Source organism: Mesorhizobium sp. M0514, from assembly GCF_040321145.1.
Classification (GTDB): Bacteria; Pseudomonadota; Alphaproteobacteria; order Rhizobiales; family Rhizobiaceae; genus Mesorhizobium.
Map to the genome: position 1 here is coordinate 1 of NZ_JAMYQZ010000089.1, position 25,557 is coordinate 25,557.

Consider the following 25,557-nt stretch of genomic DNA (forward strand, 5'->3'; position numbering starts at 1 on the left):
CCGCATCTCAATTCCAGAAACGGGAGACGATCATGTCGCGCATCGGTATTCATTCCTTCGTCTGGTCGGCGAGTTCGGCGCAAGGCGACCTCGAACGGACGCTGGCCAACACCAAGGAGGCCGGTTTCGACCTGATCGAGTTCTCCTATCTTGACCCCGCCAATGTCGACGTTGGCGGGTTGGCCAGGCGCATCGCCGACCTCAAGCTCGGCGTCGCGATCAGCATCGGCCTGCCGGCCGACGGCGACATTTCGAGTGCCGACAAGGCGGTTGCCGCGCGCGGCGTCGAGATCCTCAACGAGACGATCGCGCTCACCCGCGATCTCGGCGGCCAGAAGATTGGCGGCATCCTCAGTACCAGCCACGGCTTGCAGACGCAGGCGCCGACGCGCGATCAGTGGAACCGCAGCGCGGGTACACTTGCGAAGGTTGCGGAGACGGCCAAGGCCGCCGGCGTCACGCTCAATCTGGAGATCGTCAACCGCTTCGAAAGCAATCTGCTCAACACCGCTTCACAAGGCCTGGCCTTCATCGCGGACACCGGCTCCGACAACATCTTCCTGCACCTCGATACCTTCCACATGAACATCGAGGAGGCCGATGTCGGACTGGCTATCCGCCATGCCGCTGACAAGATCGGTTATGTCCATATCGGCGAGAGCCATCGCGGTTTCCTCGGCACCGGCAATATCAACTTTGCCGCCATCTTCGATGCGCTGACCGCGATCGGCTATAGGGACGACCTCAGCTTTGAATCCTTCTCGTCGAAGATCGTCGACGAGAACCTGTCACGGAAGACCGCGATCTGGCGCAATCTGTGGTCCGACAATATGGAATTGGCCCGGCATGCGCGCGCCTTCATCTCAATCGGTCTGGAGACGGCGCAGCGAAAGGCAGAGCTTGTTGCATCGAGACATCGTCCTTAGCAGGAGCGCGCTGCCAAAGCGCCAATGTTGTCGTTCATCCGGCCCGCGCCTTACGTGCAAGGAATCGACGTCGGAGGCGCTGAGTGTGGCGGAGGCAGTCGAGCGGGGTGACGCTGACGAGAGCTTTCTGATTTTGGCCCACGAAACGCAATAAAATCAACATCTTCATACGCCCTCCGGGGCCATCCGATCTCCATACTGGACGGGGATGACGTTTGACACAGCGCGGCGGAAAGAAGCAGGATGGCTGATAGAGTCGACATCGCATAATGATGTCACTATATAGCGGCGGCTTCGACCGTGTAGCTGTGGCGGTGTACCACGAAGCAGCAGAAAATGTGTTACGCGTTGCGATCCCTATTGTGATACAAATCGGCCGTCGACAGCAGGAAAAGATCGTAAGAACAACAGCATAGAGCCGAAGCCGATCCCGGCCAACGTACCACTCTATCAAACAATCAGAACGTGCTCATTGAACCCTTCCCTTCATTCGGCTCTTCGGACCTCCGACAAGATCAACTTGCCGGGCGAAGCCGACTCGGTTCGAATGGCAGCATGCATCCTTTACCGGGTGCGGACGTTTACGGTTACCAACCGGCATAGCCGCCAGGGAAAAGCAGTATGAGTGAACATGCGATCGAGTTCTTGCGCGGATGGATCGGTGAAAAGGTCCACTGCCAGCACTCGCCGGTAAAGATCGAGAAGCAGGCCGAGACCCTCGCCAAGGAGTGCGCGGCGAAGGCCGCTGAGGTCGGCATTCCGCTGGAAGATATCCAGGAAGAAGTCGGCGACATCCAGGAACTGATCGCATCGCGGCTCGAAGAGGCGGCCGAGGCCGACCAGAGCAACGCGGCCAAGCCGTGACGCAACAGGCCTGGCGCCGCCAGGCCTTGTCCTCTATCCAAATCGATCTTTCAGCCAGGCCTTCGGCAGCGCCGGCACGAAATTGCCGTCGCGTCCGCTCATATCCTCATTGGCGACCATTGCATTGAGGATCGCCTCCTCTACGCCTTGCGCCACCGCATCGAAGAACGGATCGATATCGACGTCCGGGATGTAAGCGACGTTTGCGGTTCGTCCCGATGGTGCAAGTGCTGCTTGCGGATTGGCGGTGGTGAAGGCCAGAAAAATGTCGCCCGAACTGTGGTAGCCGAAGCCGCCTGTCATGGCGATGCCGAGCGGCACGCGCTTTGCCAGCCGCTTCATCTGGTGCGGCAGAAATGGCGCATCGGTGGCGACGATGGCGATGATCGAGCCCTTTTCGGCACGCGGCGTGCCTTCGCGCATCGCCGGCTCTACCAGATCGGGCCCGACGCGGGCGCCGCGCAGTGTGAAATTGCGCCGCTTGCCGAAATTCGCCTGCACGAATACGCCGACCGTATGCCTGATACCCTGCCACTCGATGATGCGGGATGCCGTGCCCGAGCCGGCCTTGAAGCCAAAGGCAATCATGCCAGCGCCACCGCCGACACTGCCTTCCTCGATCGCTCCACCGGCGGCACCGTCGAGCGCGGCTTCGACATGTTCGAAGCCGACGTGATGACCGTTGATGTCGTTGAGGAAACCATCATAGGTCTCCGCCGCAACCGGCAGGCCCCAGCCGCTGTCGAGCGCCGCCGGCAGCACGCGTTGCATCCAGCGCAGCGTGCCGTCGCGGGTAACGCCGCAGGAATGCGTGTTGGTGATCGTGACGGGCAGGTTGAAGGCGCCGACTTCCTCGATAATGTGCGACCCCGTCAACTCGCCATTGCCGTTCTGGCTGAAGACACCGGCAAACACCGGCGTGGCGAGCTCAGCCAACGGCCGCGGCAGGATGGCGGTGACGCCGGTGCGCACCGGCCCCGTGCCAACCTCGAGCAGACCCTCGCCGGAAATCAGCGTCGCATAGCCGACCGATACGCCGGGCACATCGGTGATGGTGTTGAAGCCGCCCGGCGTGCCCTCGAAGGCAATGCCGAAAGCACGGGCGCGCGGCTTGCCCGCCGGCGTTTGAAGATGCGGGTCATGTCCGGTCATGCGGTCCTCTAAAAAAGCGAGCCCTGATTGCCCGGTTCTTTCGGTTTGCTGGCCGTCGGCTTTGCGGCGGGTTTGCTGGCGGGCGGCGTGGCCGCTGGTTTGGCAACGACCTGCACCCGCTCGGCGTCGCCGGTCGCGACTGCATTTACGATGCCGTCGGCGAACTCCAGCTGCAGGCCAGCGCCCGGCGCCACATCAACTGCCAGTTTGATCACCGCGCCGTCGGCATCCTTGACCAGCGCGAAGCCGCGGGCCAGCACAGCCTTGTGCGACAGCGTTGCCATCAGCCTCTCGGATTGGACGATGCGGCCGCGCAGTCGCTCCAGCCTGAGCAGTACCGCCTGCGTGCCGCGTCTCGTCAAAGCTGTCAGCAGATCCCTCTGCACGGTTTGCCGCCGTGCCGTTGGCTCGATCGTAATGCGGCCTTGCAGCAAAGCCAGTTGCTGCCTGTGCCGTTGCAGGGATGCTTTTGCGCATTTTGGCAGTTGATCCGCTGCGCGATTGAGTTCCGCGCGCCGGGCTCTCGCCAATGCGCGCAGCGCCCCCTGGGCGCGCAAAAGGTTGCGGTCGTTGGTTCGTCGCGCCTCGGCAATCCGCCGCGACAGCGTTGCCGGAGTGAGCTTCACGGCGAAGAACCGAGCTCGCTTTCTTTCGGTGGAGACCATCAGCCCCCGGCTAAGCCGGCTGGCCGCCTCGTCCAGCCGCCGTCGCGGCAGCGCCAGCAACTGGTCGGGCGAGGGCAGTGCCCGGGCCGCCGCACGTGAAGCCTGCCGCTTGCGTTCGAAATTGCGCAAGGTGGCTGCTTTGAGACGTGCGCCAAGACTGGCTAGTGTCGCTTCGAGGTCCGCTTTCACCGGCACCGCGATCTCCGCCGCACCTGTCGGCGTCGGTGCGCGGATGTCGGCGACGAGGTCGATCAAGGTCCAGTCGGTCTCGTGGCCGACGGCCGAAATCACCGGGATGCGCGAGGCGGCGACGGCGCGCGCCAGCCCTTCATCGTTGAACCCCCAGAGGTCCTCGAGGCTGCCGCCGCCGCGCGCCACGATCAGAAGGTCGGGCTGGGCAATCGCGCCATCCCAGGCCAGCGCGTTGAAGCCGTTGACGGCGGCCGTCACTTCCGCCCCCGCAGTCTCGCCCTGGACTCTTACCGGCCAGACCAGCACATGCAGCGGAAAGCGGTCCTTGATGCGATGGATGATGTCACGGATCACCGATCCGGTCGGCGAGGTGACGACGCCGATGGTGCGCGGCATGAAGGGCAGCCGCCGCTTGCGGCCGGCGTCGAACAGCCCTTCGGCCTGCAGTCGCCGCTTGCGCTCTTCCAAAAGCGCCATCAGCGCCCCGGCGCCCGCCGGCTCGAGATTGTCGATGACGATCTGGTAGTTGGATTTGCCGGGATAGGTGGTGAGTTTGCCGGTGGCGATCACCTCCATCCCCTCTTCGGGGCGGAATTTCAGCCGGCCCATCGTGCCTTTCCAGACCACCGCGTCAAGCCGCGCGCGGTCGTCCTTCAGGGTGAAATAGGCATGGCCGGAAGAGTGCGGCCCGCGATAGCCGGAAATTTCGCCGCGCACCCGCACATGGCCGAAGACATCCTCGACCGTGCGCTTCAGCGCGCCGGAAATCTCGCTCACCGTGTATTCGGTGGCATTGGTTCGTGATTCGGATTCTGCGTCGCTCATCGGCCGATTGAGTGGCTGTTGTCGCTCCGCGTCAAGATTCCATAACTTGATCTTAAGCCTGTCCTGATTGACTCTGGGCCAAGGAGGACGCATGAGCGCCCGCAGACAACGCAGCCCGTTGACGTTCCAGGTCACCCTGACGGTGCTGACGCTTGCCGTTTTTGCACTGGCCATCGTTGTCGGCTTCGGCCTTTACGCCACCATGCAGGCCGACCGGGTCTCGCTCGAGCGGCAGAAGGTTTTCCTGGCCAACGGCCTGCAGGACCAGGTCGCCGCGGTAAAGCGCGAGCAGGAAAGCGTCGCCGTCTGGGATGATTCCGTTATCAACGCCAAGGCCGGCAACCAGACCTGGATGGCAGAGAATCTCAGCGTCTGGATGTCCTCGTATTACGGCCACAACCGGGTCTATGTGCTGGACGACGCCAACCGGCCGGTCCACGCCATGCGCGAAGGGAAGGTCGTCTCGCCTGCCGTCTTTGGCGAGGACGAACCCGCTTTGCGGCCGACAATCGCCAGGTTGCGCCAGATGATGAGCAAGGACGCAAGCCAGGCCGGCGCAAAATTCGTTGCCGACGATCTGGTCTCGCTTGGCGGTCAGCCTGCCATACTCAGCGTCATGCCTCTGGTGCCGAGTTCGGATCGCGTCACCCAGGCATCCGGCAGCGAATATCTGTATGTCTCCATAGAGTTCATCAACGACGCGGTGATCGGCAAGATCGCGCAGAAATATCTTCTGGCGGGGGCGCATCTCCTGCCGATGGCTCAGCCGCTTGGCTCGGCTGCCATTCCGCTTATCGACAAACAGGGTGTCATCCTCGGCTATATTGCCTGGGACCAGGAACGGCCCGGCCTGACGCTGGTGGGCAAGGCCAGCCCGGCCCTGGCTCTGGCCGCGCTGGTTGCGGCGAGCGTGCTCGCCTTTCTGCTCCGGCGTCTGCGCCGTGCGTCATCGGCGCTGCAGACCAGCCAGGCCCAGGCGCAATATCTCGCCTTTCACGACACGCTCACCGGCCTGCCCAACCGGGCACTGTTCGAGGACAGGCTGCGGCGTGCCTTGCTTACCTCCGGCAATGAAAGCAAGGTCGCGCTGCTTTATCTCGATCTAGATCGCTTCAAGCATGTCAACGACACGCTTGGTCACCCGGCAGGCGACGAACTCGTGCGCCAGACGGCGGCCAGGCTTCAGCATACGGTTCGCGACGTCGACACGGTGGCAAGGTTGGGTGGCGACGAATTCGCGGTAATCCTGATCGATGTCCGCGACGTCAGGAACGCAGAGGATATTTCCGAGAGGGTGCTGCAGAAACTGCAGGAGCCGTTCAAACTGATGGACGATCAGGTCTTTGTCAGCGCCAGCATCGGCATAGCCTTGTCGACAGGCCCTGATGCCGATGCAGACGATCTGCTGCGCAAGGCCGACATCGCGCTCTACGAAGCCAAGAAGAACGGCCGTGGCCGCTACCAGGTCTTCGCCGGCGACATGGACGACCTTTTGCTGCGCAAGCGCAAGGTCGAGAGCGAGCTGCGCAGCGCGCTAAATGGCGGCACCGGTATCAAGCTCGCCTACCAGCCGGTCTTTGCCAGCGACGGCAAGACCATTGTCGGCGCCGAGGCGCTGATCCGCTGGGCGCATGAGGTCCATGGCGCACTGCCGGCGGCGCAGTTCATCGCCATCGCCGAGGAACGCGGCATGATCGGGCAGCTCGGCGCATGGGCCCTGCTGGAAGCCTGCCGCTTCGCCGTGAAGACCAAACTGCCGTGGCTCGCCGTCAATGTCTCGCCGCTGCAATTGCGCGACGCCGGCTTTGCCGAAGAGGTTGCCTCGATCCTCGCCGAAACGGGACTGGCGCCGAAGCGCCTGCAGCTCGAGATCACCGAAAACGTTCTCCTGGAAAACAACGACACCACCAGAGCGGCTCTGGCAGCCTTGCGCCAGTCGGGCGTCGGCATTGTGCTCGACGATTTCGGCACCGGCTATTCGTCGCTGAGCTATCTGCGCCGCCATGCCATCGACAAGCTCAAGATCGACCGCTCCTTCGTGCGGCTTCTCGACGGCGACGGCAATTCGGGCGCCATCGTCAAGGCGCTGATCGATCTCGCCGGCGCGCTCAAGGTCGAGGTCACCGCCGAGGGCGTAGAGACCGAGGTGCAAAAGGCGCTGCTGGTCGCCATGGGCTGCCAGCAGCTGCAGGGCTACCTCTTGTCGCCGCCGCTGGAGCCGGCGCAATTGGTGGCGCTGCCCGGCCTGTCGTCGGCCAACGCAACGACGGAGGCGGCAGCGTCGGCCTGATCGTTCCTACCAGCCAGGCAGGATCTGGTTCGGCTTGCTCCGCTTCATCTTGGCGAAGGCGAGCGAGGCGAAATCGAAGCTTCCCGTTTCTTCGCCGAGCGGCACGGAAATATTGTCGAGGCTTTCCGAGATGTGCCGGGCCAGCGCGTCGACGATTTCGGGACGCGAGGTCTGGCCGCGCATGATGCCGATGCGGCAGTCGGGCAGGGCGCCAAAACCGTCGGCTTCGCCCAGCACTCGCATGCCGGGCCGCAGCGCGCATTCCGGCAGCACCGAGATCGCCAGCCCCGACAGCACCGCGGCGGTGATGACGGTGGCCGAGAAGCTGGTGAAGAGGATTCGATAGTCGCGGTTTTGCCGGTCGAGCACATCGACGGCGGCGCGCCGCCAGATGCAGTTCGGCCGGCCGAAGGCCATCGGCAGCACTTCCTGTTCGTGCGTGGCATGGTTGGCCGAGGTCACCCATAGCAGCGGCTCGCGCCGCACCACTTCCGACTGGCCGCGCGTATCGTTGTGCGTCACCAGCGCAAGATCGAGATTGCCGCGCTTGATATGCTCGACCAAGCCTGGCGTAGGCTCGCAGATGACGGTCAGTTCGACGCGCGGGTTTGACCGTGTGAAGCGTGCCATGATTTCGGGCAGGAACCGGTCGGCATAGTCGTCGGGGGTGCCGATGCGGATGGTGCCTTCGAGCCGCTGGTCATCGAAGGCGGCCAGCGTTTCGCGGTTGAGATAGAGCAGGCGGCGCGCGTAGGAGAGCAGCTTGTCGCCTTCCTCGGTCAGCCTGTTGGTGCGGCCGTCCTTTTCGAACAGCGGCTTGCCGATCCGCTCTTCCAGCCGGCGCATCTGCATCGACACCGCCGATTGCGTGCGCAGCACTTCCTCGGCCGCGCGGGTAAAGCTGCCGGTATCGGCAATCGAGATGAAGGTCTGCAACTGGTCGAGATCGAGTGGCGCTTTCATCGGTCCAATCCATCAGTAGCGTTGATGCTAAAGATTAGAAACATTCGTTGGATTAATCAATCGGTGCGTGGCAAATTCACATTGTCCACATGAAGGCATGTGAATCGAGACCGGAACGGCCGCTGTCCCCAGCGCCGATCGCCTGGTCTTGTCCAGTTCGAGTCTGAAGGAGACCGACATGACCACGTTTGATTTCGCCACCGAGACCTCGCGCATAACCTCGCGTCCGGCCGTTGCGACGCGCGTGGCCAACACCCTTCTCAATGCCTACCAGGCCTGGAAAAATCGCCGGGCCTTCTATCGCCTCGGCGAGATGTCGGACGCCGAACTCGCCGATATCGGCCTGACGCGCGCGGATCTCCATGTCGCCATCGATGTGCCGTTCGGCGCCGATCCGACCGTGAAGCTGCGTGCGATTGCGAGCGATCGTGCCGATACGATCGAAGATCTCGCCCGCCAGATAGCGTGATATCGGGCGCATTGTTTCGGTTGCCGTGAACCTTTCTCAGGCTCGCTGCGACCAACGAGTATAGCAGGCTCCCCACTCCCTACCGGTTCCCCGCCGGCCAGCCTGCACACTGGCCCGGTCCTCCTCCAGGACCGGGCTTTTCTTTTAAAGCTCCGTCGTCATCGTGCGGTCTGCGCCGCGTCGCTTCGTTCCTTGCTCCGAAGCCGCGAAGGTCAGCGCCCAACTACCGCCAACTACCGCCGGTCCATGTCCCGCTTGAACTGGTCGAAGATCGTTTCCACGCCCTTCTGATAGTCGTCGCGCTGCTGGGCGCCGGTCTCGAACATCTTGCCGAAAATATCGTCGAACGGATTGCGTGGCCTGCCGCTCGGATTGGCCTGCGGTTGCGGCGCCTGGCGCTCCTGCGGTGCCTGTCGCGGCTGGGGTGCTTGCGGCTGCTGCGGCGCCGGCTGCCCACCGGGCAGGCCGAAGCCGCCACCACCGCCTTGCCGCATCATCTCTTCAAAAATCTTGCCCAGCGGGTTGTCGCCGTAAGGGCTCTGCGTCTGTTGCGGCTGTGTTGGCTGCTGCGGCCGGCCCTGCGGTTGCTGTGCCGCGCCACCGCCGAACATATCCTGCAGCACCTTGCCCAGCGGATTGTCGCCATAGGGGTTGGGCGCCTGTTGCGGCTGGCTTTGCGGCTGTTGGGCGCCGCCGCCGAACATGTCCTGCAGCACTTTGCCCAGCGGGTTCTCACCGTAAGGATTGGGTGCTGGCTGCGGCGCAGGCTGTGCCCCGCCGCTCGCCTGCCGCATCATCTGTTCGATGATCTCGCCGAGCGGATTGCTGCCGGCGCCGAAGCCACCGGCGGCCTGCATCTGACCCCCGGTCAACTGGTTTGTCGTCTGCTTGAACAATCCGCCCATCACCATCGAAGCGATGGCCGGCAGCATCTGCTGCAGGATCTGCTGGCTGACGCCGGTCGCCTGCGCGGCCTGGCTGGCCACCGCGCGCGACAGCTCCTTCGAGCCGAACAGATGACCCAGAATGCCGTTGCCCTCATTGACGCCTTGCGGTGAGAAAGCCCTGGTCGCGTCCTCGAAGTATTTGGCGTGCTGGCCGCTCGCCATCGCCGTCATGAAGGCGCCTAGCCCATAGGGATCGGCGGTGTTGCGTTGCAGCCCTTGCGAGAAGGCCGGCAGCAGAGCGGCGACAGCCGCCTGCGTCTGCTGCATGGAAAGCCCGTACTGCTGGGCAAGCGCCTGCATGCCGTTGCCGTTCTGCGCCTGCGCCAATATGTCGAACAAGGTAGGCATCGGTTTCTCCTCCCGGAAATCCTCGAGGGAGAACCTAGTTCGTTTCGATGTTCGATTGAAGCGGCTTTTGCCGCTGCTCAAGGCGGGACGCTAATACGCATATTCCATGAACACCGGCTCGATCGAGCCGCCCCAGCGCGTGTGGTAGGCCGACAGCATTTCCTCGGCACTGGTGGTACCGCGCGCCACGACTTCGTCCAGCGTGTTGAGGAACGAGGTCTCGTCATAGCCGTCGCGGTTCTTCCTGCCGCGATTTTTCAGCCCAAGGCGCGAAATGGTCATTACATCGCGGCCGATCTCACGCAGCGTCGTGTTGCGGAACGGCGCGGAAATGCCTTGTTCCGGCACCGCATTGCGCATCGCCAGCGTTTCTTCATAGGTCCAGCTCGAAGTCAGCGCCTCGGCGGCGTCGAGCGCGGCCTCGTCATAGAGCAGCCCGACCCAGAAGGCCGGCAGCGCGCAGATGCGGCGCCACGGCCCGCCATCGGCGCCGCGCATTTCGAGGAAGCGCTTCAGCCTGACGTCGGGGAACAGCGTCGACAGATGGTTCGCCCAGTCGCCCATGGTGGGCAGTCCCTCCGGTACTTCATTGCGGGCAACGCCGGCCATGAACTGGCGGAAGGTGATGTGCGTCATGTCGTGATAGTGGCCGTCGCGGATGACGAAATACATCGGCACGTCGAGCGCCCATTCGACATAGTCGGCAAAGCCGAACTCGGGCGAGAAGCAGAATTCGAGCAGCCCCGAGCGTTGGTTGTCGGTGTCGCGCCAGATGTCGCCGCGCCAGCTCTGCAGCCCGTTCGGCCGGCTGTCGGTGAAGGGCGAGTTGGCAAACAGCGCCGTCGACAGTGGCTGCAGCTTCAGCGACACCTGCATCTTGCGGCGCATGTCGGCTTCGCTTTCGAAGTCGAGGTTCACCTGGATGGTGCAGGTGCGATACATCATGTCGAGACCCTTGGTGCCGACCTTGGGCATGTAGCGGGTCATGATTTCGTAGCGCGATTTCGGCATTTTCGGCGTCTCGGCCAGCGACCATTTCGGGCTGCCGCCGAGGCCGAGAAAGCGGATGCCCATCGGCTCGGCGATCTCGCGTACCTGCGCCAGATGCGCATTGCCCTCCCGGCAGGTCTGGTGGATCGTTTCCAGCGGCGCGCCCGACAGCTCGAACTGGCCGCCAGGCTCCAGCGAGATCGCGCCCTGTCCGGTCGGCTCGACCAGGCCGATGATGCGGCCGTCATCGATGATCGGGTCCCAGCCGAGCTTTTGCTGCATGCCTTCGAGGATGGCGCGGATGCCGCGCTCGCCGCCATAAGGCACCGGCGCGTTGCCGTCGACATAGAAGGGGAACTTCTCGTGCTCGGTCCCGATGCGCCACTTGTCGCGCGGCTTGTTGCCTTCGGCCAGATGCTCGACCAGTTCGTCGATGCCTTCGATTGCCCGGAAATCGGTTGTGTCGCGCGCCATGGGGCCCCCTCTGCGGCTCTCGGAGCCCGCCGGCGCTAAATGGACGAAATGTCAGCAGCCGATCAAGCGAAAAATCCTGAGCCACAGGTCAACAGGAATTGATCTTTACGCTTCTTACCAGTCTCCGACCGTCGCCTGCATCACCGCAAGCGCCGCCACCGCTGCCGTATCGGCGCGCAGGATGCGCGGTCCGAGCGGGATGGCGGTGACGAAGGGGAGCGCCCGCAGCATCTTGCGTTCCTCGTCGGAAAAGCCGCCTTCCGGTCCCACCATCAGCGCCAGTTTCTTTTCCCTCAACCCCTGCAGCGCTGGCAGTGGATTGTTGGTCGAGGCATCCTCGTCGCAGAAGATAAGCCGGCGTTCCTTGTCCCAGCCGGAGAGCAGGCGCTCGAATTTCTCGGCCTCGCGCACTTCCGGCACCGCCAGTATGCCGCATTGCTCGGCCGCCTCGACGACATTGGCGCGCAGCCGGTCGATGGAGGGTTTTGCCACTTGCGTGTGCTGGGTGATCACCGGCTGCAGGATGCCGGCGCCCATCTCGACCGCCTTCTGCACGAGATAGTCGAGCCGGCCCTGTTTCAGCGGCGCGAAGCAATAGATCAGGTCAGGCAGGGGCGGTTGCGGTCTCTGCGAGGCCAGCACCTTCAGCCGCACCGCCCTTTTCGACCTGGTGGCAATCGCCGCCGACCACTCGCCGTCGCGGCCGTTGAAGACCAGGATCTCGGCGCCTTCGCCGAGCCGCAGCACATGCATGAGATAATGGCTCTGCTGCTGGCCGGCATCGAATTCGATGCCTGCCGCGAGGTCGTCCGGCACGAACAGCCGCTGCATCTTGTAATTGGCGCGCATCGCCGAGGAATGGGCGAGGCGGTGCCTGGCGTCAAGTCTCGGCGGAACGATGCCACACCGGTTCAAAACCGTGCCGCAGCACCGAAACGGTCGTGGCCGGTGTGAGCAGGCGCAGCGACCGGCCGGCAAGGCTGTCGAAGGCCGCCGCATCGCCATAGCCTGCGAACGACCAGGGCAGCGCGTTGCCGCCGCGCAGCGCATAGGCCGAGCCGCCATCCGCGATCATCGCTCCGTCCGGCAATTCGGCAAGCTCTCCCATGGTGACATCAGGTGGCTTGCCGCCGGAAGCCAGCCGCTCCTTGTGCAGCCGCTTGTCCACCATTGGCGCGCGCGGTTCGTTTACACCGAAGACTTTGCCGAAACGCCCGACAAAATCCGTGGCTCGCTCACGCCGGCAATAGAAACAGGGACGGTGCCCGGCGGCCAGCGCCGTCACCTCGTCGAGGAAGAACAACTCGGTCCAGCCGGCCCTGCCGCCCGGCCTGTTCCTGCCCATCGGCTCGCGCCGCACATTGCGGAATTGGCAGACGCAGATGATCCAGGCCGGCAAGGCCCAACGCTTTTTCAGCAGCGTCTTGGTCTCAGGATCGTGGATGATGCCGCGATTGCCGGTGAACAGGCCGCGCTCGGATATGGCATGGATGGCGCCGAACGGATCGACCCGGTTCTGCAGTGGCATAGCTCTCTCCCGAATACGCATCTTGGCTGCAATACGGGCGACATGATATCGCTCGTCGCGTCATTTCATGTCAGCAGGGTTTTGCGATGCGGGTGCTGGTGGTCCAGAACTACGACAACACCGGCCTTGGCCAGGTTGGTGCCGCGCTCGCCGAAGCCGGCGCCGATCTCGACCTGCGCCGGCCCTACAAGGGCGATGCGCTGCCGGACGACGCGACCGGACACGATGCCATGGTGATGCTTGGCGGCGGTCAGAATGCGCTGGCCGACGATGACTACCCGTATTTCCCGGCGCTGCTCGAACTGACCCGCGATTTCGCCGCCAAGGATCGCTCGGTTCTCGGTATCTGCCTGGGCAGCCAGTTGGTTGCCCGCACTTTCGGCGGTGAGAACCAGATCGGCGGCGCCTCGGAATTCGGCTGGCACAAGGTATCGCTGACGCCGGACGCCAGAACCGATCCGGTGCTTGGCGCACTTCCCCAGGATTTCCCCATCTTCGAATGGCACGACGACACTTTCGCGCTGCCGTCAAATGCGGTGCGGCTTGCCGGCAGCGAAATTGCTGAGAACCAGGCGTTCCGAATCGGCCGCGCCGTCTACGGCTTCCAGTTCCATTTCGAGGCCGACCGGCCGATGGTGAGGGACTGGAGCACGTCCTTCGCGCCGCTGATTGCCGATCGCCATCCCGACTGGCACGATCGCCTCGACAGCGAAATGGCTCTCAACGGCCCCGAGGCTGATGCCGCGGGCTTGGCCATTGCCCGCGCCTGGGTGGCGACGATCTGAACCCAGCCAACGCGCGGCCGTTGCATAATTGGCACGCGGCGGGGAATCTGCCGGGGACAACTTCTTTCGTCCTTGGTTTGTGGCCGAACGCTATCCTACAAGGCGCGCGCTATGCATCGGCAATGCAACCGCGATGAACCTTCTGTGTGATCCGCGCGACACACCGCCGATACAGAATCGACCTACAAGCGCGAAATCGTCGAAACTTTGAGACGAATTCTCGGTTTCAACCCATTGGTAACCGCCTCGTGCCCAGATGCAGGAAGCTCAACTAGAGATGACGTCCGTGAAAGCAGCGCTTCTGTCCTTTGTCATGCTGTCTGCCATCGTTTTGTGCGGTCTCGGCATTTATTCCGCCGATGCAGCCAACAACCATCAGGCCGTCGACGGCTACGGCGTCACCGCCGCGCTTCGCTAAAACGCTTTTCCCTGCACAGTCAGGATACGCTTGTCCGCGCCGTCCACGGCGAGCGCGCTGAGCATGCCTGACTGCCAGGCGAGCGTGTCGACATTGACGCGGTTCGGCATCACCTCCGCCTCCGGCACCGGTGTGTGGCCGTGCACGATCACCTTCGGGTAAAGCCCTGGATGGTTGTGGAAGACGTCGCGTATCCAGACCAGATCCTGCGGGCTCTGGCTCTCCAGCGGCACGTCAGGCCTGACGCCAGCATGGCAGAAGAAGAAATCACCTGATATCAGTGATAATTGCAGCGACCGCAGGAAGTCGACATGGGCTTGCGGTACAGCATTGACCAGTGCCTGGTGTCCCCGCCGTAACGCCTCGGCCTTGCCGAACCAGCTTGCGTGTCCCGCTAGGTCGACGCCATAGGATTGTGCCGTCTGCACGCCGCCATAGCGGATGAACAGCCCTTCCGGGTCAGGCTCGTCGAGAAAATCGAGGAAGCCGATATCGTGGTTGCCGGCGAGCATCAGATGCCGTGGATCGCGTTTCTGTGCCTCGATCAGGAAGTCTATGACGCCCTTGGACTCTGGTCCGCGGTCGACATAGTCGCCGAGGTGGATGACGCGCCAATCGCTGGTCGGCTTGTATTCGAGTTCGCTCTCGATGCGGCGATGCATGGCGGCGAGCAGATCGAGCCGGCCATGCACGTCGCCGATCGCATAGAGGCGCATGCCATCGGGCGCGCGCGCGTCGAGGTAGTGGATGCCGGTCTCGATCAAGGCGGCTTCGTCTCCGTGATCCAGCGAGGCTAGGGTCTAATCGGTGAACAAGACCCTATCGCCGCAACTGGTCCTTGCCCATCTCGGTCACCAGCCGTTTGCCGCACAGTGCCAGCGTGATGTCCATCTCCTTGCGGATGATGTCCAGCGCCAGGGTCACACCTTGCTTGCCCATGGCGCCCAATCCGTACAGGAACGGGCGGCCGATATAGGTGCCCTTGGCGCCGAGGCAAAGCGCCTTCAGCACGTCCTGGCCCGAGCGGATGCCGCCGTCCATATGCACCTCGATCCTGTCGCCGACGGCATCGGTGATCTCTTCCAGCGCCATGATTGACGACGATGCGCCGTCGAGCTGGCGCCCGCCATGGTTGGAAACGATGATGGCGTCGGCGCCGGTCTCGACCGCCATCAGCGCGTCCTCCTTGTCGAGAATGCCTTTCAGGATCAGCTTGCCGCCCCAACGTTCCTTGATCCAGGCGACATCCTTCCACGACAGGTGCGGGTCGAACTGCTCCGTCGTCCACGATGCCAGCGAAGCGACGTCGCCGACGCCCTTGGCATGGCCGACAATGTTGCGGAAGGTGCGGCGCTTGGTGCCGGCAATGCCCATCAGCCAGCGTGGCCGCATGGCGATGTTGGCAATGTTGGCCAGCGTCATCTTGGGCGGCGCCGACAGCCCGTTGCGGACATCCTTGTGGCGCTGCCCCAGGATCTGCAGGTCAAGCGTCAACACCAGCGCCGAGCATTTCGCAGCCTTCGCCCTGTCGATCAGGTCGAGCACGAAATCCTTGTCGCGCAGCACGTAGAGCTGGAACCAGAACGGCTTCTTCGTCACCGACGCGACATCCTCGATCGAGCAGATGCTCATCGTTGACAGCGTGAACGGCACGCCGAATTCCTCTGCCGCCTGCGCCGCCAGCATCTCGCCATCGGCATGCTGCATGCCGGTCATTCCAGTTGGGGCAAGCGCAACCGGCATCGCCACTTTCTCGCCGATCATGGTCGATTCCAGCGAGCGGTTGCTCATGTCGACCAGCACGCGCTGACGGAATTTTATCTTCTGGAAGTCCTCCTCGTTGGCGCGGTAGGTGCTTTCGGTCCAGGCGCCGGAATCGGCATAGTCGTAGAACATCTTCGGCACCCGCCGGCGCGCCAGGTCCTTGAGATCGGCAATGGTGAGGATGTCGCTCATGGTGGTTCCTCGTTAGCCAGTCGTCTTGAAGCCGTCGTCGGCGTCGGAGCGCTGCTTAAGCCTGAGCCGCGACACGCGCTGCCAGTCGCCGCTGCGTTCGGCCTCGAGCATCGAGCGCTCGACATAGGAGATATGGTCCATCGCCGCCTGGCGGGCTGCTGAGGGATCGCCGGCCTTCACGGCTTTGTAGATCGCGCCGTGCTGGGCCAGCAGCGCCTCGCGCGCTCCGGGCACGCTGAACACCAGAAGCCGGTTCTGGAACACGCCTTCAGACAGCAGCCGGTAGCAGGAGCGCAGCGTGTGCAAGAGGATGATGTTGTGCGCGCATTCGCACACAGCATGGTGGAACTCGACGTCGATTTCCGCCTCGTCGTCGAAATCGCCGGTGCGGTGCGCCTCGTCCATGCGCGCCATGATGCGGTCGAGCAGCGCAATATCGTCCGCTGTCGCGCGCCGCGCCGCATATTCGGCCGCAACACCTTCGATCTCGCGGCGGTATTCCAGATAGTCGGTCACCGCCTTGCGGTGCATCGAGATAAGGTCGGTCACCGGCTTGGTGAACAACTGGCCGATGACGTCGGCGACATGGGTGCCGCCGCCGGCCTTGGTGATCAGCAGCCCGCGCCCTTCCAGCGCCTTCAGCGCATCGCGCAGGATCGGCCGCGACACGTCGAATTGGCGCGCCAGCTCGCGCTCGCCCGGCAGCCGGTCGCCGGTGCGCAGCACGCCTTCAAGGATCAGGCTTTCGATCTGCTGCACCACCTCGTCGGCGGTGCGCGAATGCTCGATCCTGGAGAAAATATCGCTCAACGGGGGCCTGGGAAATTGAACCGGTGTCGCGCAAGATAAAGCCAGCGTCGCCAACTGGTCAAATTATTTATCCAATTCGCCCAATCGGGTCGGTCTGCGCGTCGCGCCGGCAGGACCTACGATGCTAGACTTTGGTGTTTACGCGCCTCATGGATTGCCTTTAGAGGACGCCATCACACGAAGGGTCGAGAACAGGGGGACCACCGTGTCGGACGAGACGTCCAACCTCGAATTCCAGCCGCGCGCCCAGGGCAGCGTGATGGGCTTTGCCGCGCATGAGGGACGGCCCGGCGCGATCGGCGAGGTCCATGCCCGGCCGCATCCGCTGATCGAGAAGCCGCGCGTGCTTGTGCAACTCGCCTTCATGACCGAGGGCGGCTCCGGCGTCGACATGGCCGTGCTCTCCGAACTGTCGCGGCGCCTCGGCATCGCGGCGCCCGACCGTCATGCCCGCCACCACGCCATGAAGTGGGGCAAGGGTACGCTGCGCTGGGAGCGGCATACGGAATTCTCGACCTATCTTTGGGAAGGGCCGCTTGCCGAAAGCGGCAGGGCGCAGGAGGATTCTCCTTTCGGCAACGGGTTCTCGCCGCCGGGAACGGTGATCTCAGGCATAAGGCTGGAGATCCGCAAATGGACGCCGGCAAGCGAGAAGCTGATTGCGGCCTTCGACCCGACGAGCCTCTGCTATTCGCTGGTCGAGCGCGGCAATGCGGCCATCGTCACCGATTTCCGCCAGGACGGCGACGGCCTGACCCGCATCCTGGTGCTTGATCGCGGCCTGACGCCGGCGCGGACCGGCGCGCTGTCGCAGCGGCTGATCGACGTCGAGACCTACCGCACGCTTGCCATGCTCGGCCTGCCGCTGGCGCTGACCCTGTCGAGCCGCGCCCGCCGCATTGAAGACCGGTTGGCGCAGACCACGCTGGAAATGAAGGTCACTGAAACCCGCGACAGCCAGACGCTGCTCGCCGACCTGACCGAGCTTGCCGCCGAGCTGGAAGCCGATGCCGCCTCCAGCCTCTATCGCTTCGGCGCCAGCCGCGCCTATGACGGCATCGTTGTCGAGCGGCTGGAAGCGCTGGACGAAGAAGCCGTGCCCGGCTACGACACTTGGGGCGGCTTCCTGCAGCGGCGGGTGGCACCCGCCATGCGCACCTGCCGTTCGGTCGAGGAGCGCCAGGCCAACCTGTCGCGCAAACTAACCCGCGCCACCACGCTGCTGCGCACCTGGGTCGATGTCGAGGTCGAGAAGCAGAACCGCGATCTGCTGGCGTCGATGAACAACCGTGCCCGGCTGCAACTGCGGCTGCAGCAGACGGTGGAAGGCCTGTCGGTGGCGGCAGTGTCCTACTATGTCGTCGGCCTGATCTCCTATCTCGCCAAGGGCGCCTCGATCTTCGGCCATGCCTTTGCACCGGAAGTCGTCACGGCCGTCGCGGTGCCGGTCGCCATCCTGCTGGTCTGGTGGGGCGTGCGGCGAGTCAGGCGGATGCACTCCGAGCCGGCGAAACATCCGGGGGAGTAGGAGCGCACTTTACCCTCCCCCTTGTGGGGAGGGTCGATCCGCATAGCGGATCGGGGTGAGGGTGCTCGTAAAGAGCTTTCGTCGCGCGGACCCCCACCCCGCTCACTGCGTTCGCGACCCTCCCCACAAGGGGGAGGGTTAAGATCCATAGCGGCAGATTGCCGCTGCGGAAGGCTGGCAGTACGCTCTTTGCCCGACGCGGTGTTTGCAACATCCGGATGTAACTGGTAAAAGATTTTTACCAGCCAAGCGGAGGACGCCGCCAATGTCCGGCCTTGTCATGCCCAAGCCAGACGACGCCACGATGCGAAGGCGCGCAGAGATCGTCGCCGATATGCGCATCATCGTGCCGGGCGAGGGCGTCGTCGACGCCACCAACGAAATGCGCGCCTTCGAAAGCGACGGTCTCACCGCCTACCGGCAATTGCCGCTGGTCGTGGTGCTGCCGGAAACGGTGGCGCAGGTGTCGCGGGTGCTGAAATACTGCAACGACCGCAACATCCGTGTCGTGCCGCGCGGCTCCGGCACCTCGCTCTCCGGCGGCGCGTTGCCGCTCGAGGATGCCGTGCTGCTGGTCATGAGCCGCTTCAACCGCATCCTTGCCATCGACTATCCCGATCGCGTCGTCGTCGCTCAGCCCGGCGTCACCAATCTCGGCATCACCACCGCCGTCGAGCAGGAGGGCTTCTACTATGCGCCCGATCCATCCTCCCAGATCGCCTGCTCGATCGGCGGCAATGTCGCTGAAAATTCCGGCGGCGTGCACTGCCTGAAATACGGCCTGACCGCCAACAATGTGCTGGGCATTGAGATGGTGCTGATGAACGGCGAGGTGGTGCGGCTTGGCGGCAATCATCTGGACTCGGAAGGCTATGATCTCCTCGGCGTCATGACGGGGTCCGAAGGCCTGCTCGGCGTCGTCACCGAGGTCACCGTGCGCATCCTGAAAAAGCCAGAGACGGCCCGTGCTCTGCTGATCGGCTTTCCGACCAGCGAGCAGGGCGGCCAATGCGTCGCCGACATCATCGGCGCCGGCATTATCCCTGGCGGCATGGAGATGATGGACCGGCCGGCGATCCATGCCGCGGAAGATTTCGTCCACGCCGGCTATCCCCTTGATGTCGAGGCGCTGCTGATCGTCGAACTCGACGGGCCGGGCGTCGAGGTCGATCACCTGATCGGTCTCGTCGAAGCGATCGCCTACAGGAACGGCTCCACCACATGCCGCGTCTCGCAATCCGAACAGGAGCGGCTGAGCTTCTGGGCCGGTCGCAAGGCGGCCTTCCCGGCGGTCGGCCGCATCTCGCCCGACTATTACTGCATGGATGGCACCATCCCGCGCAAGGAATTGCCGGGTGTGCTCGCCGGCATGCGCGAACTGTCGGAGAAATACGGCCTCGGCGTCGCCAATGTCTTCCACGCCGGCGACGGCAATCTGCATCCGCTGATCCTCTATGACGCCAACCTGCCGGGCGAACTCGACAAGGCGGAAAGTTTTGGCGCCGACATCTTGCGGCTCTGCGTCAAGGTCGGCGGCGTCTTGACCGGCGAGCACGGCGTCGGCGTCGAGAAGCGCGATTTGATGCCGGAGATGTTCAACCAGATCGACCTCGACCAACAAATGCGCGTCAAATGCGCCTTCGATCCCAACCATCTGCTCAACCCGGGAAAAGTGTTCCCGCAACTGCGCCGCTGCGCGGAGCTTGGACGCATGCATGTGCATCGCGGGCAGGTCGCGTTTCCGGATATTCCGAGGTTTTGATGGGGGCGGAATGTCTCACGTCGGCGATCCTTCGCGCCCCCCTCTGTCCTGCCGGACATCTCCCCCACAAGGGGGGAGATCACCAGTCATCTCTGCCTTCGCCAATCTTCGACGTTGCTAGAGAGGCGCGGTCGCCAAAGCTGCTAATCTCCCCCCAAGTGGGGGAGATGTCCGGCAGGACAGAGGGGGGCACGAAGGAACTCGACGTCTCTGCACTCGCAAGCGGCGCGTCGCCATGACCACCTTCACTCCCACCTCGTCCACCGAAGTCCTCTCCACCGTCCAATGGGCGGCTGCGGAGGAATCGCCGCTGGAGACCATCGGCCACGGCTCCAAGCGCGGCATCGGTCGGCCATCGCAAACCGAGCACACGCTCGATCTCTCAAAACTCACCGGCGTCACGCTCTACGAGCCGGCCGAACTGGTGCTGTCGGCGAAGGCCGGCACACCGCTTTCCGATATAGAAAGCCTGCTCGCCGAAAACGGCCAGCAACTTGCTTTCGAGCCGATGGACTACGGCCCATTGTTCGGCGGCATCAAGGGAAGAGGCACGATCGGCGGTGTGCTTGCCGCGAACCTGTCCGGCCCGCGCCGGCTGAAGGCGGGCGCCGCGCGCGACCACATCCTCGGCATCAACGCCGTTGCCGGCCGCGGCGAGGCTTTCAAGTCCGGCGGCCGCGTCGTCAAGAATGTCACCGGCTACGACCTGTCGAAGCTGATGGCCAACAGCTGGGGGACGCTGGCCGTGTTCACCGACGTCACCTTCAAGGTGTTGCCGGCGGCGGAGACCGAGGTCACGCTTGCCGTGCGTGGCCTGCTCGACGATGCGGCGGCCGCCGCCATGGCGCTGGCGCTCGGCTCCAGCGCCGAAGTGTCGAGCGCCGCGCATCTGCCGGAGCGGATCGCCGCGCGTGTCGCCGACGGCGCGCTCGGCACTGACGCCGCGACGCTGCTGCGCGTCGAAGGGTTCGGCCCTTCGGTCGCCTATCGCATCGAGGCACTGAAAACCCTGCTGAAAAATGCCGGCCCGTTGCAGGACATTGCCGGCGAGGCCTCGCATGCCCTTTGGCGTGATATCAGGGATTGCGCTCCCTTCGCCGACCGTAGCGAAAAGCCGGTCTGGCGCGTCTCCATGGCGCCGTCTCAGGCCCATCAGATGGTGCTGACGCTGCGCATGCAGATCGGTGTCAGCGCCTTCTACGACTGGCAGGGCGGGCTGGTCTGGCTGCGCATGGAGGAGGGCGATCCCGAGGCCGCCCTGCTGCGCGGGCTGATCAGAAAGCTTGGCGGCGGCCACGCCACGCTGGTGCGCGCCACCCCTTCGCATCGCGCCGCCGTCCCGGTGTTCGAGCCGCAGGCACCGCATAAGGCCGCACTGTCGGCGCGGCTCAAGGCCGAGTTCGATCCCAAGTCCATCCTCAATCGCGGCCGCATGGCCCAAGGCTAAGATAATGCAAACCAACTTCTCCCTTGCCCAGCTTGCTGATCCGCATGTCGCGGAATCGGAGAAGATCCTGCGCAAATGCGTGCATTGCGGCTTCTGCACCGCCACCTGCCCGACCTATGTGACGCTTGGCAACGAACTCGATTCGCCGCGCGGGCGCATTTATCTCATCAAGGACATGCTGGAGAATGGCCGCCCGGCCGACAAGGAGATCGTCACCCATATCGACCGCTGCCTGTCCTGCCTGGCCTGCATGACCACCTGCCCGTCGGGCGTCAACTACATGCACCTGGTCGACCATGCCCGCGCCCATATCGAGGAGACTTACAAGCGGCCGCTGCTCGAGCGGCTGACCCGCGCCATGCTGGCCTTCGTGCTGCCCTATCCCGCGCGCTTTCGCGCCGCGCTGAAATTGGCGAGACTGGGCAAGCCATTCATCGGCCTGTTCGAAAGGCTGCCGGCGCTGAGGCCGCTGGGTGCGATGCTGAAGCTGGCGCCGGCATCGATCCCGGCGGCCTCGCCGATGGCCTCTCCCGGCGTCCATGCCGGCAAGGGGACGAAGAAAAGTCGCGTCGCCATCCTCACCGGCTGCGCCCAATCGGTACTCGACCCCGCCATCAATGAGACGACGATTGCATTGTTGACACGGCTGGGCGTCGAGGTCGTGGTGCCGGAGGGCGAAGCCTGCTGCGGCGCGCTGGTCCATCATATGGGCCGCGAGGCAGCAGCCCTTGCCTCGGCACGGCAGAATGTCGATGCATGGACGCGTGCCATCGACCAGGGCGGGCTCGATGCGATCGTCATCACCGCGTCCGGCTGCGGCACCACGATCAAGGATTACGGCTTCATGCTGCGCCTCGATCCGGCCTATGCCGACAAGGCCGCACGGGTCTCGGCGCTGGCCAGGGACATTACCGAATACCTCGCAAGCCTCGACCTGCCCGAGCCGGTGCGCAAACCCGGCACCGTCGTCGCCTATCACTCCGCCTGCTCGATGCAGCACGGTCAGAAGATCATCCGCCAGCCGAAGGAGCTGCTGTCCAAGGCGGGCTTCGTCGTGCGCGAACCGCGCGAGGGGCATCTGTGCTGCGGCTCCGCCGGCACCTACAACATCCTGCAGCCGGAGATTTCCGCAAGGTTGCGTGACCGCAAGGTGAAGAACATCGAGGCGACCGGCGCGGAGATCGTTGCCACCGGCAACATCGGCTGCATCACCCAGATCGCTTCGGCTGCAAAGCTGCCGGTGGTGCACACGATCAAGCTGCTGGACTGGGCCTATGGTGGTCCGAAGCCGGAGGGCGTCTCCGAAGGACACCTGGTCGCCGCCGAGTAAGCAGCTACTCCGCCGCCAGCCTGTCCACCACGCCATACGTCGCCTGATAGCGCGCGCGCTGGCGGCTGAGCGCTACCATTGTGTTGCGCAGCAGGATCGCCACGGTGATCGGGCCGACGCCGCCCGGCACCGGTGTGATCCAGGACGCGACTTCCTTCACGCTCTCGGTGTCGACGTCGCCGACGATGCGGCTCGTGCCGTCCGGGCCGATCTCCGAATTGATGCCGATATCGATGACGGCCGCCCCGGGCTTCACCATATCGGCCTTGATCAGCCTGGGCTTGCCGACCGCGACGAACAGCGCATCGGCGCGGCGCGCATGCGCGGCCACCGAGCGCGTCATGTGATGGCAAACCGTTACCGTCGCGCCTTCGCTCATCAGCAGGAAGGCGATCGGCTTGCCGACGATTTCAGAATGGCCGACGACGACGACTTCCAGCCCCTTGAGGTCAAGGCCGGTTTCCTTCAGCAGCTCGACCGAGGCCGCAGCTGTGCAAGGCGCAAGGTCGAGCTGATTATACACGATGTTGCCGATCGAGGCCGGGTGCATGCCTTCGACATCCTTCAGCGGATGCACCGCAGCCTGCAGCGTCTTGATCGGGATATGCGCCGGCACCGGCCGCTGGATGATGATGCCGGTGACGCGCGGGTCGGCGTTCAGGCCATGGATCGCCGCCTCGAGTTCGCCGGCGCTGATGTCGGCGGGGAACCGCCGCTCCTCGAAACCGATGCCGGCAAGCGCGGCCTTGGCGCGTTGGTTGCGCACATAGACATCGACGGCAGCGGTATCGCCGACGGTGATCGACACCAGCTTGGGCGGAAAACCTTCGGCGGTGGCGATGGCGGCATCCTCGCGCACGGATGCCATGATGCGCTGGGCGACCGGGCCGCCCCGGAGATAGCGGCTATCGTCTGGCGGAGACATGGCTGAACCTTTGCAGCGAGTTTGGCGCAGGGGAGTTTGGCCGTCCCTATAGCAGGGGAAATGCGGCAAGGCAGCGTGAAAGCGAACCGTCATCCCCCTGGCGCGACGTTCTGGCGCAGCCTGGCTCAGCTACCGCCGCAAAGAGAAAGGGCAGCACGGTTTCCCAGGCTGCCCTTTTCTGACTGGCCGCATCCCCACACGGCCCGTCCCCCGTAAACTCTTCCCGATCCCTGAAGGTCTAGCCTTCTGAACCAGATGATTCGGTAGCCGACTATATCACGACCACGGTCGTTCCAACATTGACCCTCTCGTAAAGGTCAACCACGTCCTCGTTGCGCATGCGGATACAGCCGGAAGATACCGAGCCGCCGATGGTCCATGGCTGGTTGGTGCCGTGGATGCGGTATTCCGTCGTGCCGAGATAGAGCGCGCGGGCGCCGAGCGGATTCTCTTCGCCACCGGCCAGATAGGTCGGGAGGTAGCGGCCCTTGGCAGCCTCGCGCTTGATCATCTCCGCTGGCGGGCGCCAATCCGGCCAGACGCGCTTGTTGGTGATCTTGTGCGTGCCCGACCATTCGAAGCCCGGCTTGCCGGTGCCGACGCCATAGCGCCGCGCCTTGCCGTTCTTCTCGACCAGGAACAGGAAGTTCTGCGTCGTATCGATGACGATCGTGCCCGGCTTCTGCGGGCCGTCATAGGCGACTTCCTGCGGCAGGTAGAGCGGATTAATCTGCGGCCGCATCACCACGCGCTTGGCCGGCGCCTGCACGGAAGCAGTGCGCACCCGATCGGGCCGCGCCGGCTGCGCGTAGCGCAGGCGCGGTTGTTGAACCGCCTGGCGGTTCTGCCGCACGATGCCGGGCGCGCGGCCGAGCTGCAGCACCCAGGGCGCTGAAAGGTCGGGGCTCACCATAACCGGCGGCCTGTCGGCATATCGGTCGTTGGCGGCGGAGGATGTGACGCCGGCGGCCAGAATGGCCGCGGCGCCGAGCACGGAACGCAAAAACATCTTCATCGGAACGCACCTTGATCGTCGAACGGACGGAGGCGGAACTTGCCCCCGGTTGCGCGATCCTTGGCGCGAAGCGGCAACCGAAACATGAATCGGAATGCGTAAAATGCCGCTTTGTCAGTAAACCTTTTGGTGTGGTTACCGCCGGGTTCAGGAATCTGGTAAAGCCGCGGTAAATGCAGCGCGAAAGCGCGTTAACGGATGGATTGGCCATGGCGCAAGACAACACCGGACTGCTTACCGGCTCGGACGGGATCACGCGCTGCTTCTGGCACGGCAATCTGCCGGACTATCTGCACTACCACGACCATGAATGGGGCCGGCCGGTCGCCGACGACCGCAGGCTGTTCGAAAAGATCTGCCTCGAAGGCTTTCAGTCCGGCCTGTCCTGGCTGACCATTCTGCGCAAGCGCGAGAATTTCCGCGAGGCCTTCGCCGGTTTCGACTTCGACAAGGTCGCTGCCTTCACCGACGAGGATGTCGAGCGCCTGGTCGCCAATGCCGGCATCATCCGCCACCGCGGCAAGATCGTCTCGACCATCAACAACGCCAAACGGGCGTGCGAAATGGTCGACGAGTTCGGCTCGCTGGCCGCCTGGTTCTGGAAGTTCGAGCCGGGGCCGAAGGAGCGGCCGGCGGTGGTGGACATGGCGCATCTACGCGCCAACCCGACGACAGGGGTCTCGATCAGGATTTCGAAGGAGTTGAAAAAGCGCGGCTGGACCTTTGTCGGCCCGACGACGGTCTACGCCTTCATGCAGGCGATGGGCCTGGTCAACGACCATCTCGAAGGCTGCGTGTGCCGGGAGCAGGTGGAGAAGGAACGCAAGGCCTTTAAGAGGCCGAAGTAGGGCGCTGTCCCCCTACCTCCCCCTTGTGGGCATAGGCGCTAAGATAGCTTTGGCATGGACTGAAACTTGCGCTTTCGTGGTGGTTCGCGCCAGCGATATC

At 64.0% G+C, this 25,557-nt stretch carries 23 protein-coding genes; 11 read left to right on the forward strand and 12 right to left on the reverse strand.

Features of this window, described 5'->3' with window-relative positions:
* Positions 1-32 precede the first annotated feature (32 nt).
* Both NKI61_RS26775 and NKI61_RS26780 read left to right on the forward strand, forming a co-directional pair.
* Positions 33-926: a sugar phosphate isomerase/epimerase family protein gene (locus NKI61_RS26775; protein WP_352841700.1), complete on the forward strand. Its 894-nt coding sequence runs from the start codon at positions 33-35 to the stop codon at positions 924-926.
* Between the two features lie 621 nt (positions 927-1,547).
* Positions 1,548-1,790, forward strand: coding sequence for a DUF768 domain-containing protein (locus tag NKI61_RS26780; RefSeq protein ID WP_023670565.1), 243 nt, complete (start codon positions 1,548-1,550; stop codon positions 1,788-1,790).
* A 33-nt stretch (positions 1,791-1,823) separates the two neighbouring features.
* On the opposite strand, the gene NKI61_RS26785 is transcribed toward NKI61_RS26780, so the two are convergent.
* Together NKI61_RS26785 and xseA are read right to left on the reverse strand one after the other, a co-directional pair.
* Positions 1,824-2,942 (reverse strand): DmpA family aminopeptidase, encoded by a 1,119-nt coding sequence (locus NKI61_RS26785; protein WP_352841679.1) that lies wholly within the window; start codon positions 2,940-2,942, stop codon positions 1,824-1,826.
* A gap of 8 nt (positions 2,943-2,950) precedes the next feature.
* Positions 2,951-4,624: an exodeoxyribonuclease VII large subunit gene (xseA, locus tag NKI61_RS26790; RefSeq protein WP_352841681.1), complete on the reverse strand. Its 1,674-nt coding sequence runs from the start codon at positions 4,622-4,624 to the stop codon at positions 2,951-2,953.
* Between the two features lie 91 nt (positions 4,625-4,715).
* On the opposite strand from xseA, the gene NKI61_RS26795 reads away from it, so the two are divergent.
* Positions 4,716-6,914 carry a bifunctional diguanylate cyclase/phosphodiesterase gene (locus NKI61_RS26795; protein ID WP_352841683.1) on the forward strand — a complete coding sequence of 733 codons (2,199 nt, stop codon included), beginning with the start codon at positions 4,716-4,718 and terminating at the stop codon, positions 6,912-6,914.
* A 6-nt stretch (positions 6,915-6,920) separates the two neighbouring features.
* On the opposite strand, the gene NKI61_RS26800 is transcribed toward NKI61_RS26795, so the two are convergent.
* Positions 6,921-7,877, reverse strand: a complete 957-nt coding sequence (locus tag NKI61_RS26800; protein WP_023695095.1) for a LysR substrate-binding domain-containing protein — start codon at positions 7,875-7,877, stop codon at positions 6,921-6,923.
* 178 nt (positions 7,878-8,055) lie between these two features.
* On the opposite strand from NKI61_RS26800, the gene NKI61_RS26805 reads away from it, so the two are divergent.
* Positions 8,056-8,346, forward strand: a complete 291-nt coding sequence (locus NKI61_RS26805) for a DUF1127 domain-containing protein (RefSeq protein WP_023670560.1) — start codon at positions 8,056-8,058, stop codon at positions 8,344-8,346.
* A gap of 233 nt (positions 8,347-8,579) precedes the next feature.
* On the opposite strand, the gene NKI61_RS26810 is transcribed toward NKI61_RS26805, so the two are convergent.
* From NKI61_RS26810 to NKI61_RS26825, 4 genes are all read right to left on the reverse strand, one after another.
* On the reverse strand, positions 8,580-9,641 hold the full coding sequence (locus NKI61_RS26810; protein ID WP_352841686.1) for a DUF937 domain-containing protein: 1,062 nt from the start codon (positions 9,639-9,641) through the stop codon (positions 8,580-8,582).
* 90 nt (positions 9,642-9,731) lie between these two features.
* Positions 9,732-11,105, reverse strand: a complete 1,374-nt coding sequence (locus NKI61_RS26815) for a glutamate--cysteine ligase (protein WP_352841688.1) — start codon at positions 11,103-11,105, stop codon at positions 9,732-9,734.
* Positions 11,106-11,219: 114 nt separating this feature from the next.
* Positions 11,220-11,954, reverse strand: a complete 735-nt coding sequence (locus tag NKI61_RS26820; RefSeq protein WP_023692352.1) for a 16S rRNA (uracil(1498)-N(3))-methyltransferase — start codon at positions 11,952-11,954, stop codon at positions 11,220-11,222.
* 31 nt (positions 11,955-11,985) lie between these two features.
* On the reverse strand, positions 11,986-12,633 hold the full coding sequence (locus NKI61_RS26825; RefSeq protein ID WP_023692351.1) for a hypothetical protein: 648 nt from the start codon (positions 12,631-12,633) through the stop codon (positions 11,986-11,988).
* Between the two features lie 86 nt (positions 12,634-12,719).
* Here NKI61_RS26825 and NKI61_RS26830 point away from each other — a divergent pair, with 86 nt between their 5' ends.
* Both NKI61_RS26830 and NKI61_RS26835 read left to right on the forward strand, forming a co-directional pair.
* Positions 12,720-13,418 carry a type 1 glutamine amidotransferase gene (locus NKI61_RS26830; protein WP_023692350.1) on the forward strand — a complete coding sequence of 233 codons (699 nt, stop codon included), beginning with the start codon at positions 12,720-12,722 and terminating at the stop codon, positions 13,416-13,418.
* 277 nt (positions 13,419-13,695) lie between these two features.
* Positions 13,696-13,836 carry a hypothetical protein gene (locus NKI61_RS26835; protein ID WP_006206855.1) on the forward strand — a complete coding sequence of 47 codons (141 nt, stop codon included), beginning with the start codon at positions 13,696-13,698 and terminating at the stop codon, positions 13,834-13,836.
* Here the strand turns inward: NKI61_RS26835 and NKI61_RS26840 are convergent.
* From NKI61_RS26840 to NKI61_RS26850, 3 genes are read right to left on the reverse strand one after another with little or no spacing between them, the layout of a single operon-like run.
* On the reverse strand, positions 13,833-14,600 hold the full coding sequence (locus tag NKI61_RS26840) for a metallophosphoesterase family protein (RefSeq protein ID WP_352545947.1): 768 nt from the start codon (positions 14,598-14,600) through the stop codon (positions 13,833-13,835). The genes NKI61_RS26835 and NKI61_RS26840 overlap by 4 nt on opposite strands.
* A 55-nt stretch (positions 14,601-14,655) precedes the next feature.
* Entirely contained in the window at positions 14,656-15,792 is a 1,137-nt protein-coding gene (locus tag NKI61_RS26845; RefSeq protein WP_023701294.1) for an alpha-hydroxy acid oxidase, read from the reverse strand.
* Positions 15,793-15,804: 12 nt separating this feature from the next.
* Positions 15,805-16,602 carry an FCD domain-containing protein gene (locus NKI61_RS26850; protein WP_023695102.1) on the reverse strand — a complete coding sequence of 266 codons (798 nt, stop codon included), beginning with the start codon at positions 16,600-16,602 and terminating at the stop codon, positions 15,805-15,807.
* 205 nt (positions 16,603-16,807) lie between these two features.
* Between NKI61_RS26850 and NKI61_RS26855 the strand changes: the two genes are divergently transcribed.
* The 4 genes from NKI61_RS26855 (at position 16,808) to glcF (ending at position 22,669) form a co-directional block, all read left to right on the forward strand.
* On the forward strand, positions 16,808-18,130 hold the full coding sequence (locus NKI61_RS26855) for a DUF3422 family protein (RefSeq protein WP_352841691.1): 1,323 nt from the start codon (positions 16,808-16,810) through the stop codon (positions 18,128-18,130).
* A gap of 265 nt (positions 18,131-18,395) precedes the next feature.
* Positions 18,396-19,892: an FAD-linked oxidase C-terminal domain-containing protein gene (locus tag NKI61_RS26860; RefSeq protein ID WP_352841693.1), complete on the forward strand. Its 1,497-nt coding sequence runs from the start codon at positions 18,396-18,398 to the stop codon at positions 19,890-19,892.
* Positions 19,893-20,127: 235 nt separating this feature from the next.
* A complete protein-coding gene (locus NKI61_RS26865; protein WP_352841696.1) occupies positions 20,128-21,339 on the forward strand; it encodes an FAD-binding protein in 1,212 nt (403 codons plus the stop codon).
* Between the two features lie 4 nt (positions 21,340-21,343).
* Entirely contained in the window at positions 21,344-22,669 is a 1,326-nt protein-coding gene (gene glcF, locus NKI61_RS26870) for a glycolate oxidase subunit GlcF (RefSeq protein WP_352841697.1), read from the forward strand.
* A 4-nt stretch (positions 22,670-22,673) separates the two neighbouring features.
* On the opposite strand, the gene NKI61_RS26875 is transcribed toward glcF, so the two are convergent.
* A complete protein-coding gene (locus tag NKI61_RS26875; protein ID WP_023670547.1) occupies positions 22,674-23,594 on the reverse strand; it encodes a bifunctional 5,10-methylenetetrahydrofolate dehydrogenase/5,10-methenyltetrahydrofolate cyclohydrolase in 921 nt (306 codons plus the stop codon).
* Positions 23,595-23,865: 271 nt separating this feature from the next.
* Complete coding sequence (locus tag NKI61_RS26880) at positions 23,866-24,609, reverse strand: L,D-transpeptidase (protein WP_352841698.1); 744 nt, start codon at positions 24,607-24,609, stop codon at positions 23,866-23,868.
* A 209-nt stretch (positions 24,610-24,818) separates the two neighbouring features.
* Between NKI61_RS26880 and NKI61_RS26885 the strand changes: the two genes are divergently transcribed.
* The gene (locus tag NKI61_RS26885; RefSeq protein ID WP_023670545.1) at positions 24,819-25,457 is read left to right on the forward strand and encodes a DNA-3-methyladenine glycosylase I; all 639 of its coding nucleotides are present in this window, start codon (positions 24,819-24,821) and stop codon (positions 25,455-25,457) included.
* The last annotated feature ends 100 nt before the right edge of the window (positions 25,458-25,557 follow it).